This window comes from Shewanella livingstonensis (assembly GCF_003855395.1).
Taxonomy (GTDB): domain Bacteria; phylum Pseudomonadota; class Gammaproteobacteria; order Enterobacterales; family Shewanellaceae; genus Shewanella; species Shewanella livingstonensis.
On record NZ_CP034015.1, the window covers coordinates 2,647,555 to 2,665,349 of the forward strand.

Below are 17,795 nucleotides of genomic sequence, written 5' to 3' on the forward strand. Positions count from 1 at the left end.
TTATAAAGACATATCCTTAATACCACCTTTACTGGGAAAGAAGTATACCTTTTCTTCTTCAGCAAAATTTAACGTTCTTGGCCGGAACATCAGTTTTAGGATTTCTTCTTTTTGAAGAATAATTAAAATTTATGCCAGTAAATAATGTTATGTCAACTTCAGAAGTGCCTTTATCAATCAATACTCCTGTATTAGAAGGTAAAAGTTTACATCGAAGTTTTGGAAAACGAAAAGCTGTAGATAATGCAAGTTTTTGCATTAATCGTGGAGATATATGCGCTTTCTTAGGGCCTAATGGTGCGGGTAAAACAACGTTAATTAAGATGTTAACAGGCCTAATCTCCCCCGATTCTGGTGATATTTTATATGATGGTCATGCACATAGTACTGATCGACTAGCATTAAAACAGTTAATTGGCGTTGTTCCGCAACATAATAATATTGATCGAGAATTAACCCCCGTAGAAAACCTTACCGTACACGGTTTGTTGTATAAAATGCGTGGCAAAGCACTCACACATAGAATTAACGAAAGTTTAGCCTTCGCCGAACTTGAAGAACACCGAGATATCCCTTCAGAGAAATTATCAGGCGGAATGAAACGTAAGCTCGTCATAGCTCGTGCGCTTATGCACAATCCTAAAATTCTATTCCTTGACGAACCAACGGTAGGACTCGACCCTCATAGCCGACGTAAAATGTGGGATTTTTTATCCAAAATAAATAAAGAATTCGACTGTACCATTTTCCTCACCACTCATTATATAGAAGAAGCTGAAAGAATGGCCAGTAGGGTCATTTTTATCGATCGTGGCAAAATTATTGCAGACAGTAATGTAGAAACATTAAAGCAAGATTTAGGTTCTCATGTACTTGAAGTAGGGCAAGATCGTCGACAAGAGTTTTTTGCCAGCCGTGGGCATGCCATGAACCGATTAGCCGAATTAGCTGAAACAGTGAGTATCAGACAGACAACCCTTGAAGATGCCTTTTTACAAATGACAGGACAAAGGTTGGTTAAAAATGCTTAGTGGAGTTGTAGGGATTTATTACCGTGAAACCATGGTGCTTAGAAAGAAACTGTTGCGGGTTGTTATGGCTGCAGCCGTTCCACCTTTTCTTTATTTAATGGCATTTGGTTACGGTGTCGGAGAGGGAACATCTGTTAACGGGGTTGATTACTTAACATTTTTATTTCCAGGCTTACTCGCCATGGCCAGTATGAATCAAAGTTATAATATTGCGACTGAGATCAATATTAGTCGCTTTTACCTGAAAATTTTTGAAGAGTTTTTATTAGCACCGAATCAACGCTGGCAGGTTGTGGCAGCCCAAGTGTTATACGGAATGACACGAGGATTAATTCCTGTTGGCGTTATCATCTGTTATAGCGTGATATGTGGGGTGAGTTTACATTATTCGCTCGGTTTTGTGATTGCACTGTTAATGCACCTTATTGCATTCTCTTTAATGGGATTTATTGTTGCTTTAAAAATGCGTAACCACCGTGACCAAGCATCAATGACCGCATTTATTATTACCCCTATGATGTTTTTATCTGGCACATTTTTCCCTGTCGATCAGATGCCAACGATTATTCAAGTTGTGGCCGCTATATCACCACTGACTTACAGTGCTGATTTAATACGTACTGCATTACTTAATAGTGGTGATTTTAATTTTATGTCGTTAATCATCCTTATTGGTTTTAATTTAGTCTTATGTGCTGCAGCGCTTCATATCGCCGAGCGAGTAGAAACATGAAAATAATCTGTTTGGCCTGCCTAGTGATATTAAGCTTGATCGCAACACTAGTGGGTCCACATTGGATTAATCCATTTCATATGTCGGGTTTGGATGGCGACATCCTGACTCAGTTACGTGTACCAAGAGTACTTTTTGCCGCTGTCATAGGAGCAATGCTTGGGATCAGTGGCAGCATCTATCAACTAACGTTAAAGAATCCATTGGCTGATAGTTTTACTACCGGTGCCGCATCGTCTTCGGCATTAGGCGCTGTATTGGCCATTTCGTTGGGTGTTGGTGGCTATTGGATACCGGTATGTGCTTTCGCAACGGGCATGACAGGCTTATTGTTGGTGTATCGATTGTCGCAAACACAAGGTCGGATAAATCCTATCACTATGATTTTGGCTGGCGTGGTAATGAACATTATTGCTTCGGCAATAATCAGTTTCTCTAAGTATTACTTCGAAGATTCGCTTAATGCCATTGTCTATTGGCTTATGGGCGGGATTTTTTTAGTTACTTGGGATCGTTTATTGCTCTGTGTTTTGCTTTTTGGCGTTATTTATCTATATCTTCAACGGCGGTCAATGGAACTGAATATATTGGCTTTAGATGAACAATCAGCACAAAGTTTAGGTGTCGATGTTAAAAAGTTACGTTCGACTTCGTTTATTTTATCTACTTTGCTTGTCTCGGTTGCGGTGAGTTTTTCGGGCATTATCGGCTTTGTAGGCTTAATTGTGCCACATATTTCAAGAAGTTTGTTTGGAAGTGATATGAGGCACAACATTTTCTACTCGTCTGTATTGGGCAGTGGGTTACTGGTCTTGTCAGATGCATTCTCACGAGTGGTTATACCGGGTGGCGCAGAGCTTCCTGTCGGCATTGTGACCGCAGTGCTTGGAGGCATGTTCTTTTTCTATCTTTTGCAATCTCGTCGGGAGCATTTTTGGAATGGTTAATATAAAAGTTAACAACCTCATTTATCAACGTGGTGACTTTAGTTTATCGGTAGACAATTTAATGATTAAATCCGGTGAAAAGGTCGCACTTATGGGCGAAAACGGCTGCGGAAAGAGTACATTATTAGGATTGTTAACGGGTTTACTTGAACCTGAGTCTGGCAGTATTGTTTATGGGGATATGGCATTAAGCCAGTTATCTTTTCCTGCACGAGCAAAGACATTTTCATTGTTAGCACAATTTTCTGAGATTTCATTTCCTTTTACTGTCTTTGAGGTTGTTCGTTTGGGGTGTTATGCCCAAAATAGGTTAGGCGAGTTTAGTGCACAAGATGATGCCCGAACATTAGCATTGTTAGACTTGCTCGACATTCGCCATTATGCCGAACGAAGTTACGCCGAGTTGTCTGGGGGTGAGAAACGTCGAGTGATGCTTGCAAGGGTCTTGAATCAGAACACGCCAATTATTTATTTAGACGAACCTAACTCTAGTTTAGATGTTCGGCATACGCTGGATATATTTGCACATTTAACCAAGCTTAATGCCAGTGTAATTACTTCGGTGCACGATATTAATTTGGCATTACACCATTTCGACCGGTTTGTTTTTTTCAAAAATGGTCGATTACTTTATGACGTTAACCGCGCTGATGTCAGCGCTGAATTATTATCTGAGGTATATGATGTTTCGGTTTCTATTGATAATCGCAGCTTTAGCTTTTTCCACTAACAATTATGCCTACGAAAGAGTGGTGTTACTTGCCCCTGCAGCTGGAGACTTATTTATTCAGTTGCAACAGCAGCATAAAGTCGTTGGGGTTACTCGTAATAATGACGATTTTAAAGATGCACTTAAAATAGGTAGCCATATAAAGCCGAATATTGAATTGATTAAATCATTAAATCCCGATTTAATCATTATCGATTCGACTCGCTTTTTTAGTGATGAGATGGCGTCTTTATTAGGCGCAAAAACAGTCATTTATAATCCTGTAACCTTAAATGCTGTGTTAGAGCAAATTCATCATCTTGGCACCTTACTCGATTGCCCAAATCAAGCTAATGAGTTAGTCACTACATTAACTCAAGTACTGCAAAAAATTAAGCCTCTGGTCAAAAAACCTTCTGTAATTTACGAAGTCACTCAAATGCCCCTGACCATAGCGGGTAAAGGCAATATTGTCAGTGATATTATTCACTCTGCGGGCGGAGAATTAATGGCTCCTTCGACTCGTAAGCTGATTAAATTTAATGTGGAATCTGTGCTCGTTAGCCAGCCTGATTATTACCTTTATCAAATAGGTCCAATGAACCCCAATCCACAACCACCTGAAACACGCCAATTATATAAGATGTTACCGAGCAAGTTTATACAAGTTGAACAATTATCCTACTCTAGAGCCAATAGCCAATCTTTTTATATTGCTGCAGAATTAAATCGTCAATTTAACAAATCATAAGTTTTGATGTGATCTGTAGACGGTTATAGATCACAACTTGGTTTAACAATCTAAATTACTGATATTTCTCACACTGTTTTGCCAGCAATTAGTCCCTAAAATTAATCTTAGTTAAGGCGCCTTAAGGCGACTCTATTAGGTTATTAAAGCGATATTTACATCGATAATCACATCGGTAATTCCATCGTTTAATAATACCTATAAGAGTTAGGGGAACCAGATGAAATTTCTGGACTGTACCCGCAACTGTAAAAGATAAAGCGTAGATAAATACGCAGCTGAACTCAATACCACTGGCGCAAGCTGGGAAGGTGAGATTCAGTATAATCTTGAGCCAGGATACCCACTTTAACCATCATGATAAAAACTGGGCGGGCGTTCCTAGTGAGTTTATACCTCAGTGATAACAGCCCTTGATTCAGTACTCAATATTCGATGAATTGCTTGAGTTTTATAAAGACTCAATTTTAGGGTTAATTGTGGATATAACGTCAAAAAACTCACCGATGGAAGCTGATTTTCCTTCGCAAGTGACAAAGATAAAGAAAAGTCGAAATCGCAAGGAATTGCGAAAAGGCTATACTACAGGTGCCTGCGCAACTGCAGCTTCTTTAGGCGCATTATCTCAATTACTCACAAATGAATCTATATCAACTATTCAAATTACCTTACCAACAACTGAACAAGTCACGTTCAATTTGCAGACAATCTTACAGACTCCTCAACAAGTCACTTGTTATGTCATCAAAGATGCCGGTGATGACCCAGACTGTACCGACAAAGCACATATCACAACAACAGTCAGTTTAACCGACAAACCCGGTATAACATTTGTCGCAGGAAATGGCGTGGCCACTGTAACTTTACCCGGCTTAGAACTTGCTGTGGGCGAACCTGCAATTAATCCTGTGCCCCGTAAGATGATCCGAGAACATCTATTACCCTTACTTGCAAAATATAGTCAAGGTGGCGCAAGAGTAGAAATATCAGTGCCTAATGGCGAAAAGATGGCAGAAGAATCGATTGCAAAACGATTAGGACTCATTGGTGGCATTTCAATATTAGGTACTCGTGGAACCGTTTTCCCTTATTCAACCTCTGCGTATTCCGCTTCTATTAGACAAAATATCATGGTTGCCAAAGCACAAGGTCTAGACACTGTGTATCTCACCACCGGCAGCCGTACCGAAAAAGCTGCCATGGAATATTTTCCTCAACAACCAGAATTAGCCTTCGTTCAAGTGGGTGATTTTAGTGGTGTGGGGCTACGAGCGGCTGCCCGTTACGAAATGAAACATGTAGAACTTGTCACCATGATAGGTAAGTTGTGCAAGTTAACCGCAGGAAATATGTTGACCCATGTCAGTGGTAGGGCAATTAATTTCAACCATCTTGCAGACATCGCCGCCACTATGTGTAAAGAACAAGATGTAGATGCTATTCGTCATGCTTTAACAGGGCGGCATCTCCTGCAAATGAAACCGCCGTTACCTGATGCCTTCTTTGAACAAATTTGTTTAGTTGCTGCAAAACACTGCATAGCTTATGCACATCATTCATATCAATTTAGTTTGCGCCTGGTTGACTTTAACGGCGCAACAATCGCACGCGTGACTCTGGGAGAAAAACAATGACAGCTATGTCACAGATGACGACACAAGGCCGCCAAATAGAAAATGATTCTTTTTCTATTATCGATCATGAAATACAGACGTTTCACGGTGGTCACCACTTTTCTGACGGTGAGTGGAATGTGGTGAGAAGAGCCATTCATACCAGTGGTGATTTTGAATTTGCAACATTATATCAATTTAGTGATAAAGCGGTGGAAACAGGCGTTAACGCATTGAAAAATGGTTGTAATATTATTTCCGACGTTACCATGATTACCGCAGGGCTAAGCGCCCAACGCAAAGCCGTATTTGGTAACCAGGCTTATTGTTTTATTAGCAACGAAACCGTGATTGAACGTGCTAAGGCAAGTGGTTCTACAAGAGCAATAGAGTCTATGCGATATGCACGAGATCAAGGCTTGCTCGACGGCGCAATTATTGGTGTGGGTAATGCGCCAACTGCATTACTAGAGGTGCTTACCATGATCCAAGCGGGTGAAATAAAACCTGCACTCATTATTGGTATTCCAGTCGGTTTTGTTAAAGCCGTTGAGTCTAAACAATTACTCGTAGATCAAAACCAAGTTGACTATATAGCCTCTTTGGGCAGAAAAGGTGGCAGTCCTCTCGTTGTTTCTAGTATTCATGCATTATTAGTCGAGGCAGCTAAATGAGAGGTCAATTACGTTTAGTCGGTATTGGCGATGATGGCTGTTTAAGCCTAACCAGTCGTGCAATGAATGCAATTTCTGAAGCTGAAGTTTTAGCTGGGAGCGAGCGCCATTTAGCATTTGTTCCGCAATACACAGGTCAGAAGCTTGCAATGACTTCGCCTCTTTCTGGTTTCATTACCCAAGTCGTTGAGCTTGCCAGCCGTCAAGATGTTTGTGTGCTCGCATCTGGTGATCCTTTGTTTTTCGGAATTGGTCAGTTATTGCTAAAAGCTGCTGCGAAAGCAAATGTCGACGTAGACATTATTCCATCACTATCAAGTGTACAACTTGCTTGTGCCCGTTATGGATGGTCAAGCCAACAATTGACCATGTTGTCAGTTCATGGCCGTTCATTAACTGGACTCGTTGCAAAATTACAGCAAGCTGATGAATTTGCACTATTAACCGATGGTGTTAATTCCCCTCAGGTTGTAGCCGCTCATTTATTAACGTTTGCCGAAACACACTGGCAGATCCATGTCTGTGAGGCGCTAGGTGGCGTCGATGAACGTTGCCGAACATTCACAGTAGCTGAACTGGTCGCAGGGGAAGCAGGGGAAGTAAACCCTTTAAACTTAATGCTATTGCGCCGTGGAGATCAAGCCCCTTGGAATGGCAAACCGGGTCATGTTGCAGATGAAGAATATGCTAAACGGATTCCTTCACAAGGGCTCATTACTAAGGCGCCTATTCGTGCTGTAGCCATTGCTAATCTTAATTTAACACCCGACAGCATAATGTGGGATATCGGTACAGCATCCGGTTCGGTGGCGATAGAAAGTGCAAAGCAGGCATGGCGTGGTCAGATTTATGCCATTGAATGTAATAGTGATTGCTTTGAAATGTTAGCAGCAAATCGTGAACTGCATAAAGTCGATAATATGAACATCATCAAGCATAAAGCACCGGATGGTTTAGCTGATTTACCGGCACCAGATGCAGTATTTTGCGGCGGTAGCCGTGGTCAAATGAGCGCTATTTTCACCCATGTAATGCAAGTCTTGAAAACTGGAGGGCGTTTTATTGTGTCTGCCGTTACGCTCGACAGTGTCACTGAGTTATTTAACTTATGTCGACAGCATGAAATAGAGCCACAAATATTAATGCTTAATATCTCAAAGACAAAACCCTTAGCACATTACACCTGCTATCAAGCAGAAAACCCTATTCATTTATTTATTATAGAAAAGAGATAATCTACGTATGACAACTAAAATTGGAAAATTATATGCCATTGGTGTCGGTCCTGGCGCGGGCGATTTAATGACATTACGAAGCGTGCGTCTACTTAAATCACTTGATGTAATAGCAATACCTGAAAAGACTCAAGGTGCACAAGATTCATTTGCATGGGCGATTACTAAACAAGAAGTGCCCGCTGAAGAGGTAAGTGGCGAAAAGCTATTTCTTTGGTTTCCAATGAGTCGAGACCATACCATTACAGTACCTGCTTGGCACAGAGCTGCTGACGAAATTGTTGAACGGTTGAAGCAAGGTTTAGATGTCGGTTTTATTACCGAAGGGGATCCATCAGTATTTAGCACTTGGGCTTACCTTCAAGAAGAGATTGCAGAACGTTTGGAACATGTCGAAACAGAAATAGTTCCGGCAGTGAGTTCCATTACGGCAGTACCCTCTGCGACTCAAATTCCATTAGCCGATGGAGAAGAAAGATTCTGCGTCGTGCCAGCGACTTATGGCATTGAAATGTTGCCGAGATTGATGGAAGAGTTCGATACCATTATTTTGATCAAAGCGGGTCGAATGGTTGAGCCTTTGATTAAATTACTAGAGCCTATGAACATGTTGGATTGTGCAACCTATGTCTCGTATGCAACGGGTGAAAACCAACAAGTATTTACAGATTTACGTGATGTCCCTAAAGAACACAAATATTTTGCGATGGTACAACTCTCCATTCGTAAACGTAAAGGTATTTTACGTAAAGGTACTGCGTAATGCGCATTGCCATTCACGCTATTACCCGTAAGGGGCAGTTGCTAGCCATGCAACTTGCCTCTAGGTTAGAAAATGCTGAAGTATTTGTTCTCGATCGCAGTGGCGAGTGGGGCGGAGATACCGCCTCAAAACAGACACTTAAAGATCATTTGAGTGATAGCTTTAGTCAATTTGATCAACATATTGGTATTTTCAGTGTAGGCATTGCAACACGGTTACTCGCTCCATTGTTACAGGATAAACGCACTGACCCAGGGGTGATATGTGTCGATGAGGCGGGGCAGTTTGTCGTGCCAGTGTTAAGTGGCCACCGGGGCGGAGCCAATGAAATAGCCAAAAAAGTGGCAAAAATACTCAAGGCACAAGCGGTGATCACCACCGCTTCGGATACATCTGAAACTTTAAGTGTTGATATGTTTGGCAAGCCACTAGGATGGCATTTAGCCGCCGAGTCTGAGGAGCATATAACGTCCGTATCGAGTGCTGTTGTAAATGGCGCAGCAACACTTATTTGGCAACAAAGTGGTCAAAAAAACTGGTGGATCTACGCTAAAAGAATGCCAGAGCACATTTGGGTAAGTGAAACTCAACAGCAACCTGATTTATCTACTTATTCAGCTGCGATAATCATTAGTAACAAGCAGCATGTTATTGATACTGATTTACCTCATGTTATTTGGCGTCCCACCAATATAGAAATAGGTATTGGTTGTGACAGAAATACTCCCCTACATGTTTTACAGCAAGGTTTAGCTTATTTTTTAGAAAAAAATAATTTACACCCTAATTCAATTGCAGGTGTGCACTCTGCAGAACTTAAAGCCAACGAGCTTGGCATTATTGAATTAGCCAAACAACTTAAATTGAATTTTCACTGTTATCCAGCGAAAACGCTTGCTGAGGTTGAGGGGATAGAAAATCCTTCTGAAACTGTTCTACGTTGCATTGGGATTAGTTCTGTAGCAGAAGCGGCATGTTTGCATGGTAGTCAACGAAACAAACTCCTTATCCCTAAGTTTAAATTTAATGCCGACGGTTTCAACATGACATTGGCTGCATGTGAAAGGCATTTCAATGAACCCATGTTAGCAAAAAAGCGCAAAAATATTTGTGGTGAAACAATCGCTATTTCACACAGTTCACATAGAGCAAGTCATGGGCATAAGAAAGAAGAAAATAAGGGATTAATTAGAGAGACAAAAGCAAAGCCAATTAAACAATATGCCCATCATTTATTTGTTTGTGAAGGGGGTCGTTGTCAGGACGAAGGCGCCGCAGGGTTAGCACATTATATTCGTCAAATTCTTAAATCAATGCAACTAAGTAGTGGCACTAGAAGGATTAAAGTTACCCGTAGTTATTGCGTTGGCGCTTGTAGACAACGTGCTACAGCAGCCATATACGCTCGAAAGCAACAAGATCCCAATCATAGTGTGTGGTTACAATCTTTAGAATTATTAACAGAAGAAAAATGGCGGCAAGTATTACAAGCTATCGCTGACTCAGCACCATTGAATGAATTGTTAGATACTGATTTTATTGCAGAAGTAGAAGCATGTAATTAGGCATTAAGTCACAAATAAATTCACCACGATCATAGATTAAAGTTGTCAATTGTGGTGCCAATAAGAGTTTTTGGAGGTTTCTGTGAGTGGAACATTAGATGTAGTAGGTATAGGGCCAGGTTCATTGTCTCTAATGACGCCTATGGCAAAAATTGCAATTAGCAATGCAGATTTTGTTGTCGGTTATAAACCGTACCTAGATATGATAAGCCCATTACTGGGGGGCAAAGAGACATCCGCCAGTGGTATGACACGGGAAGTAGACCGCGCAGCAGTGGCTGTTGATGCGGCATTAGCCGGACGTAACGTAGCGATTATTTCTTCAGGTGATGCAGGCATGTATGCCATGGGCCCACTTGTATACGAGCTGCTTGCACAAAAAGAATGGAAGAACGATGACACGGTAAAGGTAACAATGATACCGGGAATAACAGCTGCAAATGCTTGTGCATCTTTGGTCGGAGTGCCGTTAGGGCACGATAGTTGTACCATTTCCTTATCGGACTTACTCACACCAATGTCACTCATCGAAAAGCGAATTGAAGCTGCAGCAGTGGCTGATTTTGCAATAACATTTTATAACCCTAGATCTCGTCGTCGAACAGAGCAAATCTTAACAGCCCAAAAAATTCTATTAAAACATCGTCATGCAGATACGCCTGTTGCAATTGTTGACAATGCCTATCGTCCAGAACAATCAATTCAAATTTCAAAACTCAGTGAGTTTACAGATTGTGAGTTTGGTATGACTGCAGCAGTAATAGTCGGTAACAGTCAAAGTTATGAATTTGAGAATTTAATTATAACGCCTCGGGGTTATAGCAAAAAATACGACCTAGAAACTGGGTCAATTAAGGCGGGGCAAAAACGCGGCCGCTCGTTAAATGAAGTTCAGCTGGAGAAAGTTGTATGACCGTATTTTTTATTGGCGCAGGGCCGGGTGATCCAGAGTTAATTACCGTAAAAGGTGCTCGTTTAGTGGAAGAGTGTCCAGTGGTACTTTATACCGGTTCATTAGTGCCAAAAGAAGTCGTTGCTCGTGCTCATAAAGAGGCATTGGTATTGAGCTCTGAAGATATGGACCTTGATCAAATCATACAGGTTTGTGTTGACGCAGATGCCAAAGGCTTAGATGTTGCTCGAGTACAAACGGGCGATCTATCAATCTATAGTTCTTTGGCTGAAACCACCCGTCGGTTAGATGACTTAAACCTCGATTGGAAAGTCGTACCTGGGGTCAGTTCTTTCCAAGCATCAGCGGCAGCATTAGGACAAGAACTGACATTACCGGAACAGTGCCAAACCATTATCTTAAGTCGTGCATCGGGTAGAACACCAGTACCAGAAAAAGAAAACCTTAAATCACTCGCGGCTCATGAAGCAACCATGTGTCTATTTTTATCGGCAACCTTAATCCGTAAAGTTGCTCGAGAATTGAAAGAAGTCTATCCAGGTAATTGGCCAGTGGCGGTTGTTGAAAAAGCTTCACATCCAGAAGAGCGAATTATCCGAGGCACCTTGGATGACATCGTTGAAAAAGTAGAAGCGGCTGGTATACGTTCAACAGCAATGATTATTGTCAGTAAAGTATTAAATCAAACCGAATTTAGAGATTCAAGACTTTATGCAAGTGAGTTTTCGCATGGATTCCGTCGAGGTAACAAGGAAGAGGAGGTTATCTAATGTCTAAGCCGGGGAAAGTATTTTTAGCAGGAGCAGGACCTGGAGATCCAGGTTTATTAACTCAAAAGACCGTTGAACTAATGAGTCACTGTGATGTGGTTTGTTATGATTTATTGATCGATCAAGCTGTACTCTCTATGATCCCCGCAGATAAAACAATGTTGCCAGTGGGGTATAGAGGTTACTGTGGTGCAACGATAGAATATGGCATGCACCCTCTTGTAATTGAACAAGCTTTGGCCGGGAAATCGGTGTTGCGATTAAAAGCGGGTGACCCGTTTATTTTTGGTCGTGCAACCGAAGAATGCCGCAGCTTGCAACATCATGGCATTGAATATGAGGTGATCCCCGGTATTAGTTCAGCGCTTGGCGCAGCAGCCTATGCCGGATTTCCATTAACAAGTAATGGCATGGCTTCTGATGTTACTTTTGCAAGTGGTCATAAGGTATCACCTACTATTAAATCTTGGGCATTAGCCGGTGATGCTGCCGGCACATTAATCCTTTATATGGGTGCAAAAAAATTAAAGAAACATACAGAAGAATTGATGCTTCTTGGTAAATTACCCAGCACGCCCGTTGCTGTTATTGCAGCGGCCACCAGTTTTAAGCAACGTACATTGATTTCAACTATCGATCAAATCGGTGATCAGATAATTGAGTTTGATAATGGTGATCCAATGCTTGTTGCATTGGGAGAAGTAGTGAGTTTAGCCAACGAATTAAATTGGCGTGACGTATTACCCCTAAGTCAACAGCAAGTATTAACCTGCTCTAATGACCAAGAAAGTCGTAATAAACTAAAATTACTTGGAGCAACCATAGTTGACGCACCAAAAATTGAAGTTAATTACCAGTTTGATAGCGAAGATTGGTTAACCATTACAACAAACAAACATTTATGGTTAGATTCTCAAGAAGCGGCCAAAAGCTTAATTGAATGTTCTCGTAAACATAGATTAGATATTCGAGATTGGCATTGGAATATATCCGGCAGCCAAGATGCTGCTGATTATCTGCAGCATTTCGGTATTTTCATTACGATAAATGACAAGCCTGTTGATCATGTTTGCATTGTAGCGTCAACGAAGAGTCATGGTATATGTGGTAGACAAGTTCGTTTGATACAACCAAATTATCAACTGTCACCCTCATCATTTGCATTGACGAATGAAATCGTTGCTGTTGAATTTTTGATCAACAATAATTTATTGCTAGATGATGCCGTAGTATTTACGCGCAATGTAGAGGTTGTAGAGTTTTTGTCTGATACGGATGTGAAATCATATTTGATCACTAAAAATGATTCTTTCGATGAATTAGACATTTCATCATTAATTTTATGTTCCCGCGCCGCATAGCAGTATAAGCTAAAACAGGTTAGTGATTAAAAAGTCGGCTTTATATTATCGTCGACTTTTTAATAATGTAATTTCCTGCAAATTAATTAGGGCTGTTGTATTAACAGCTTTAATTTTTTTAATGTATAGACTTGCGACATGTAACAATATTTCCGCTTTAACGCTTTTCTATTTTTATTATTTCGCAGTTATCTGGCAATACACTAAAATCTGACCAAGGATGATGACCATTATGAATATTGATAAAAATGCGTAACCATTCCCCGTGACCAATTAATAATACATTCCTATCTGTATTGTTATCACATAAAGATGAAATTGTACGAGCTATTCTAATTGCAACTTGAGATGCAGATTCAGAACCTTGAATATTCAATTCATCGTTAAGGTGTTTATTGTCAAAAGCATCCCAGAGTTGGGGTTGTTCAGTACGAGAAATCCCTTGTAAAATACCGAAGCCTCGCTCTCTTATTTCAGGCATTATTTCAAGTTTACTCCCTAAAAATGTCGACACGATAGTACCTGTTTCAACCGCTCGCCCTAAATCGCTGCATACGACATGCTCTATTTGATGAGTCTTTGCTTTATTCGCCAACGCTAAAGCTTGTGACTTACCAACATTAGTGAGTTCACTGTTAAATTGCCCTTGAATAAGGCCTTTTACATTCCAATGGGTTTGACCATGACGACAAAAAAATACTGGCATAAAAAATTCTTAACTTCAGATGGTTAACATATAAATTATAGCAAATTAGCATTGATTTGATTGTAACTATAATTAGATTTAGGCTAGAGATCACGCTATTAGTTTTACTAAATTATTTATCATCGGCTTAATTGTTCTACCGTGGTGTTGATAAGTATACTGTTGATCATGTATCACTAATACCGTCTAAATTACTGAACGAAAGTCTTGGTCGCTCGCCGTACGCATAAACATTTTTATATGTTCTATACGAATATTTTAATATCATCTGGCCAAGGATTAGGGGCAAGTACATTCAGGGCAACCGCATGAGTGTGCATTTTTTGCTCACAATGAATGCTTTCAGTATAGAATCACTTCCAATCATTCTTGAGGTGATAACATTCCGAACAAATGTAGTTTGATAAACACACTCAACTTGTTCATAAAACGTTCGCGATCTCGCCCTGCAAGTACATTGTCAACTAACTCTATGTACTCTTCAATTGGAAATTGTGCCATTGAAAATAAAACCTTACCTTGATCTCTCGAGTTAATTGAAGAATATAAGGTTTAATGGGATTGAGATTAGTGAAGAATATATTGTGAATCTGACTATTTCTAATATAGTTCAATTTTTTGGGTCAAACATATGCCTTAAAAATGCAAATCACATCACCAGTTTGAAATAAATAAATTAAAAAAACGCTTCAATAAAAAGCAATTTTGCCTAATTTAGAGCTTAAACTTACTTATTAGTCGAATAGGGCAAACGTATGATTGTAGATTTTTTGATCACAATGAATAATTTAATTATAAAATCACCTCCTATCATTCATAAACTGATAACATTCTGTACAAATGTAGTTTAATAAATACACGGAATATGTTTATAAAAACGTTCGCGATCTGGACCAGATTAGGTGAATTAATTTGAGCATGTTGAAGAAATTTGTGAAGACAATAGTGCGAGAAAATGGGCTATTCTTCGTCAAAAGTATCTAATTATGCTTGGTAAGACACATTAATTGACCCTATCGGCACCAAAGGATGACGGGCTACACCTTGTACGGCAAAGCTGCACAAGGGATACGATGGAACAATTTCAACTTGGAAAAATGTACGCGAATGTACTTCCGATTTCTTGTCCTGTAGGCGATTAATTAACCGCCTACCTTACTTTCATCTAAATATCTTTAGGCTTCAAGGGTATTCAGTATGGTGGTCATAGTCGGAATTGCTTAAAACATAGTTTGGGCACTTAGGCACAAATTTGGGCACAAATGCTGTTAACTATTATTTTATTGACGTCTAAAGAATTTATTTTAGTGATGGCTTAAACGTATAATCTTGTTTGAATACTCAAAGGGGTTTTAGATTAGTATTCGGAGTAAGGCACACTTTTTAAAAAAAATCTAATAAATAAGTGATTGAATTTTATAGTGAAATGGTACACCCGAGTGGACTCGAACCACCGACCCCTACCATGTCAAGGTAGTGCTCTAACCAGCTGAGCTACGGGTGTATTGTTTACTTTTATTACAATTCCAATGTTTAGACTCTTTGAAAAGAGTGGTACACCCGAGTGGACTCGAACCACCGACCCCTACCATGTCAAGGTAGTGCTCTAACCAGCTGAGCTACGGGTGTATTGTTTACTTTGTAATAAAATCTCACTGTTTAAACTCTGTGAAAGAGTGATATAACTAAGTGGACTTCTATTATTTCAACAGAATACCAACGCCTAGGATTTGCATTTAAAAGAATGTAGTTCGACTCTTTCTAGCAACTGAGCTTCGAGTATATCGTTTCTTTTTTAATGAAACCAAAAACTTCAAAACATTTTGCTTCAAAGCGGTGGCTATAGTAAGTGGGATAGCCTACCGCTTGCAAGCAAAAAAAACATTTTTATGACTAAATGGTGATTTGCTGTGCAACTTGCTTCAACGTTAAGCAAAATGAAACACTTAACGCTGACAAATTGCACTTGTTAACCTATCTGGTCAAATACCAAACCTTTCTTTTGAATGTACTTTAACCTTATTGCAAACAAAATTGCCGCTGATGTTAATCCTGCAATTAATCCAATCCAAAATCCGTGTGCGCCCATAGGAGGTCGAATAATATCGGTATAGCCCAAGACATAACCAGTAGTCATGCCGATACACCAATATGAAAACAAGGTAATGTAAAATGCACTTCGAGTGTCTTTGTAGCCTCTAAGGGCGCCAGCAGCGACAACTTGAATAGAATCGGATATTTGGTAAAATGCCGCTAACATCATCAAGCTGCCCGCCAAGGCAACCACTTCAGGATTATCGTTATATAATAATGCTATTTCGTGTCTAAACAGTACTGTTAATAGGGCGGTTAAGACCGCTAACGATAAAGACAAACCTAGTCCCACTTTAGCAACCAAAGCAGATATCTCAGGTTGACCTCGGCCAAGGTAATAACCAATCCGAATTGACACTGCAATACCAATAGATAAAGGCAACATAAATACAATAGAAGAGAAGTTAAGCGCAATCTGATGACTTGCTACTACGTTTGCGCCCAGCGGGGCTAAGAATAACGCGATGATGGCAAATAGACTGACTTCAAAAAAGAGTGCCATTGCAATTGGCATTCCTAATTTTGTCATTGACCACATGCTCGCTAAGTGAGGACGATAAAATTGGTCAAACGGTTTAAGTTCTTTAAAGGTTTTGTCGACCAACATATAAATAATCATGGCGGCTAGCATTGCCCAAAAGACAAGTGCAGTAGCAACTCCACAACCGGCACCACCCATTGCAGGAATACCAAAGCCACCATAAATGAACACATAGTTGGCAGGTATATTGACAGCTAAACCAATAAAACCAATCACCATGGTTGGCATAGTATATGAAATTCCCTCACTGCAACCGCGTAGTACTTGATACAACACAAAGGGCATTGCTCCCCATAAAATAGCATCTATATATCCAACAGTTAAGCCATGTAATTTAGGGTCTAAATGCATTAAATCCAGTAAATAAGTGGAAGATGCTAGAAAGAACATCACACCAATACCACCAATTATGGCAATATATCCAGCCTGAAACAGTATTGCAGGAATGGCTTGTTGATTATTTGCGCCATGATGTTGAGCAAATACAGGCGTAAAAGACATGAGCAAGCCTTGAACAAATAAGATTGCAGGTAACCAAAGACTGGTCCCCACTGCTACAGCAGCCATATCAACTGCACTGACGCGGCCGGCCATAACTGTGTCAATGAAGCCCATCATGGTTTGAGTAACTTGAGCAATCAGAACTGGAAGCGCTAATTTTATCAAGCGTGATATTTGAAACCCTGTATTATTCATTAAAAAACCTATAACGGAACGAGAGAATTATGTTTACTGGTATAGTTCAAGCCACTTGTGAAGTGGTATCAATTAACAATGCTACAGGCCTTAAAACCTTTGAAGTCGCTATGACACCAGCATTAACACAAGGATTAGTAACAGGTGCAAGCGTAGCCAATAATGGTGTTTGCCTTACTGTAACCAAGATACTAAATGATAAGGTTTTTTTCGATGTAATGGAAGAAACATTAGCCATAACTAACTTAGGTAATACCAGTGTTGGCGATAAGGTTAATATAGAGCGCTCCTTAACTTTTGGGACAGAAATTGGTGGGCATATTTTATCTGGCCATGTGCACACTTTAGCCACGGTTAAAAATGTGAGTAATACTGCCGAGCATTACAATATCGAGCTTCAAGTAGATACACAGTGGATGAACTATATTTTCTATAAAGGATTTGTGGGGATTAATGGTTGTAGTTTAACCGTAGGAAAGGTCAATGACAGTGGCTTTATACTGCATTTAATCCCAGAAACCTTAAAGTTGACCAATTTAGATCATTACCGCATTGGCGATAAGATTAATATCGAAATAGACAGCCAAACCCAAGTTATTGTTGATACGGTAGAGCGGATTTTAGCTAAAAAGCAACTCGCATAAATAGCCCATTGTAATTATCAGTCTTAAAGGCCTGCTCTATAGCTTAAGT

Annotated in this window: 17 protein-coding genes, 2 tRNA genes and 1 riboswitch; of the genes, 14 read left to right on the top strand and 5 right to left on the bottom strand. The window is 40.1% G+C overall.

Annotated elements, in window-relative coordinates:
* Positions 1-149: 149 nt before the first annotated feature.
* The 13 genes from EGC82_RS11340 (at position 150) to cobA (ending at position 13,065) form a co-directional block, all read left to right on the top strand.
* Complete coding sequence (locus tag EGC82_RS11340; protein ID WP_124730861.1) at positions 150-1,031, top strand: ABC transporter ATP-binding protein; 882 nt, start codon at positions 150-152, stop codon at positions 1,029-1,031.
* A complete protein-coding gene (locus EGC82_RS11345; protein ID WP_124730862.1) occupies positions 1,024-1,764 on the top strand; it encodes an ABC transporter permease in 741 nt (246 codons plus the stop codon). The genes EGC82_RS11340 and EGC82_RS11345 overlap by 8 nt, the downstream gene beginning before the upstream one ends.
* On the top strand, positions 1,761-2,711 hold the full coding sequence (locus EGC82_RS11350) for a FecCD family ABC transporter permease (RefSeq protein ID WP_124730863.1): 951 nt from the start codon (positions 1,761-1,763) through the stop codon (positions 2,709-2,711). Before EGC82_RS11345 ends, EGC82_RS11350 begins: the two co-directional genes overlap by 4 nt.
* Complete coding sequence (locus tag EGC82_RS11355) at positions 2,704-3,441, top strand: ABC transporter ATP-binding protein (protein ID WP_124730864.1); 738 nt, start codon at positions 2,704-2,706, stop codon at positions 3,439-3,441. The genes EGC82_RS11350 and EGC82_RS11355 overlap by 8 nt, the downstream gene beginning before the upstream one ends.
* Positions 3,392-4,171: an ABC transporter substrate-binding protein gene (locus tag EGC82_RS11360; RefSeq protein WP_164839129.1), complete on the top strand. Its 780-nt coding sequence runs from the start codon at positions 3,392-3,394 to the stop codon at positions 4,169-4,171. The genes EGC82_RS11355 and EGC82_RS11360 overlap by 50 nt, the downstream gene beginning before the upstream one ends.
* A 187-nt stretch (positions 4,172-4,358) precedes the next feature.
* A riboswitch (cobalamin riboswitch) is annotated at positions 4,359-4,536 on the top strand.
* 114 nt (positions 4,537-4,650) lie between these two features.
* Entirely contained in the window at positions 4,651-5,805 is a 1,155-nt protein-coding gene (locus tag EGC82_RS11365) for a cobalt-precorrin-5B (C(1))-methyltransferase (RefSeq protein ID WP_244212451.1), read from the top strand.
* The gene (locus EGC82_RS11370) at positions 5,802-6,458 is read left to right on the top strand and encodes a precorrin-8X methylmutase (RefSeq protein ID WP_124730866.1); all 657 of its coding nucleotides are present in this window, start codon (positions 5,802-5,804) and stop codon (positions 6,456-6,458) included. The genes EGC82_RS11365 and EGC82_RS11370 overlap by 4 nt, the downstream gene beginning before the upstream one ends.
* A complete protein-coding gene (gene cbiE, locus EGC82_RS11375) occupies positions 6,455-7,693 on the top strand; it encodes a precorrin-6y C5,15-methyltransferase (decarboxylating) subunit CbiE (RefSeq protein WP_124730867.1) in 1,239 nt (412 codons plus the stop codon). Before EGC82_RS11370 ends, cbiE begins: the two co-directional genes overlap by 4 nt.
* Positions 7,694-7,700: 7 nt before the next feature.
* Positions 7,701-8,456, top strand: a complete 756-nt coding sequence (gene cobI, locus EGC82_RS11380) for a precorrin-2 C(20)-methyltransferase (protein ID WP_124730868.1) — start codon at positions 7,701-7,703, stop codon at positions 8,454-8,456.
* The gene (locus EGC82_RS11385; protein ID WP_124730869.1) at positions 8,456-10,021 is read left to right on the top strand and encodes a cobalamin biosynthesis protein; all 1,566 of its coding nucleotides are present in this window, start codon (positions 8,456-8,458) and stop codon (positions 10,019-10,021) included. The genes cobI and EGC82_RS11385 overlap by 1 nt, the downstream gene beginning before the upstream one ends.
* Positions 10,022-10,103: 82 nt before the next feature.
* Positions 10,104-10,934, top strand: a complete 831-nt coding sequence (gene cobJ, locus EGC82_RS11390; RefSeq protein WP_124730870.1) for a precorrin-3B C(17)-methyltransferase — start codon at positions 10,104-10,106, stop codon at positions 10,932-10,934.
* A complete protein-coding gene (gene cobM / locus EGC82_RS11395; protein ID WP_124730871.1) occupies positions 10,931-11,704 on the top strand; it encodes a precorrin-4 C(11)-methyltransferase in 774 nt (257 codons plus the stop codon). The genes cobJ and cobM overlap by 4 nt, the downstream gene beginning before the upstream one ends.
* Positions 11,704-13,065, top strand: coding sequence for a uroporphyrinogen-III C-methyltransferase (gene cobA, locus EGC82_RS11400; protein ID WP_124730872.1), 1,362 nt, complete (start codon positions 11,704-11,706; stop codon positions 13,063-13,065). The genes cobM and cobA overlap by 1 nt, the downstream gene beginning before the upstream one ends.
* A 157-nt stretch (positions 13,066-13,222) precedes the next feature.
* Here the strand turns inward: cobA and EGC82_RS11405 are convergent, their stop codons facing one another.
* The 5 genes from EGC82_RS11405 to EGC82_RS11420 form a co-directional block, all read right to left on the bottom strand.
* The gene (locus EGC82_RS11405) at positions 13,223-13,771 is read right to left on the bottom strand and encodes a histidine phosphatase family protein (protein WP_124730873.1); all 549 of its coding nucleotides are present in this window, start codon (positions 13,769-13,771) and stop codon (positions 13,223-13,225) included.
* A 363-nt stretch (positions 13,772-14,134) separates the two neighbouring features.
* Positions 14,135-14,272, bottom strand: a complete 138-nt coding sequence (locus EGC82_RS21255; RefSeq protein WP_164839130.1) for a hypothetical protein — start codon at positions 14,270-14,272, stop codon at positions 14,135-14,137.
* A 926-nt stretch (positions 14,273-15,198) separates the two neighbouring features.
* Positions 15,199-15,275 (bottom strand) — tRNA-Val (locus EGC82_RS11410).
* A gap of 48 nt (positions 15,276-15,323) precedes the next feature.
* Positions 15,324-15,400 (bottom strand) — tRNA-Val (locus EGC82_RS11415).
* Between the two features lie 340 nt (positions 15,401-15,740).
* Positions 15,741-17,102 carry an MATE family efflux transporter gene (locus EGC82_RS11420; protein WP_124730874.1) on the bottom strand — a complete coding sequence of 454 codons (1,362 nt, stop codon included), beginning with the start codon at positions 17,100-17,102 and terminating at the stop codon, positions 15,741-15,743.
* 29 nt (positions 17,103-17,131) lie between these two features.
* Here EGC82_RS11420 and EGC82_RS11425 point away from each other — a divergent pair, with 29 nt between their 5' ends.
* Positions 17,132-17,746 (top strand): riboflavin synthase subunit alpha, encoded by a 615-nt coding sequence (locus tag EGC82_RS11425; protein ID WP_124730875.1) that lies wholly within the window; start codon positions 17,132-17,134, stop codon positions 17,744-17,746.
* Positions 17,747-17,795 lie beyond the last annotated feature (49 nt).

Bases quoted from the DNA above. Each gene is read 5' to 3' on its own strand.
- cobA (WP_124730872.1), top strand. From the start codon at position 11,704: ATGTCTAAGCCGGGGAAAGTATTTTTAGCAGGAGCAGGACCTGGAGAT.
- cobI (WP_124730868.1), top strand. From the start codon at position 7,701: ATGACAACTAAAATTGGAAAATTATATGCCATTGGTGTCGGTCCTGGC.
- cbiE (WP_124730867.1), top strand. From the start codon at position 6,455: ATGAGAGGTCAATTACGTTTAGTCGGTATTGGCGATGATGGCTGTTTA.
- EGC82_RS11340 (WP_124730861.1), top strand. From the start codon at position 150: ATGTCAACTTCAGAAGTGCCTTTATCAATCAATACTCCTGTATTAGAA.
- EGC82_RS11425 (WP_124730875.1), top strand. From the start codon at position 17,132: ATGTTTACTGGTATAGTTCAAGCCACTTGTGAAGTGGTATCAATTAAC.
- EGC82_RS11355 (WP_124730864.1), top strand. From the start codon at position 2,704: ATGGTTAATATAAAAGTTAACAACCTCATTTATCAACGTGGTGACTTT.
- EGC82_RS11360 (WP_164839129.1), top strand. From the start codon at position 3,392: ATGATGTTTCGGTTTCTATTGATAATCGCAGCTTTAGCTTTTTCCACT.
- EGC82_RS21255 (WP_164839130.1), bottom strand. From the start codon at position 14,272: ATGGCACAATTTCCAATTGAAGAGTACATAGAGTTAGTTGACAATGTA.
- EGC82_RS11370 (WP_124730866.1), top strand. From the start codon at position 5,802: ATGACAGCTATGTCACAGATGACGACACAAGGCCGCCAAATAGAAAAT.
- EGC82_RS11405 (WP_124730873.1), bottom strand. From the start codon at position 13,771: ATGCCAGTATTTTTTTGTCGTCATGGTCAAACCCATTGGAATGTAAAA.
- EGC82_RS11350 (WP_124730863.1), top strand. From the start codon at position 1,761: ATGAAAATAATCTGTTTGGCCTGCCTAGTGATATTAAGCTTGATCGCA.
- EGC82_RS11385 (WP_124730869.1), top strand. From the start codon at position 8,456: ATGCGCATTGCCATTCACGCTATTACCCGTAAGGGGCAGTTGCTAGCC.
- EGC82_RS11420 (WP_124730874.1), bottom strand. From the start codon at position 17,102: ATGAATAATACAGGGTTTCAAATATCACGCTTGATAAAATTAGCGCTT.
- cobM (WP_124730871.1), top strand. From the start codon at position 10,931: ATGACCGTATTTTTTATTGGCGCAGGGCCGGGTGATCCAGAGTTAATT.
- EGC82_RS11345 (WP_124730862.1), top strand. From the start codon at position 1,024: ATGCTTAGTGGAGTTGTAGGGATTTATTACCGTGAAACCATGGTGCTT.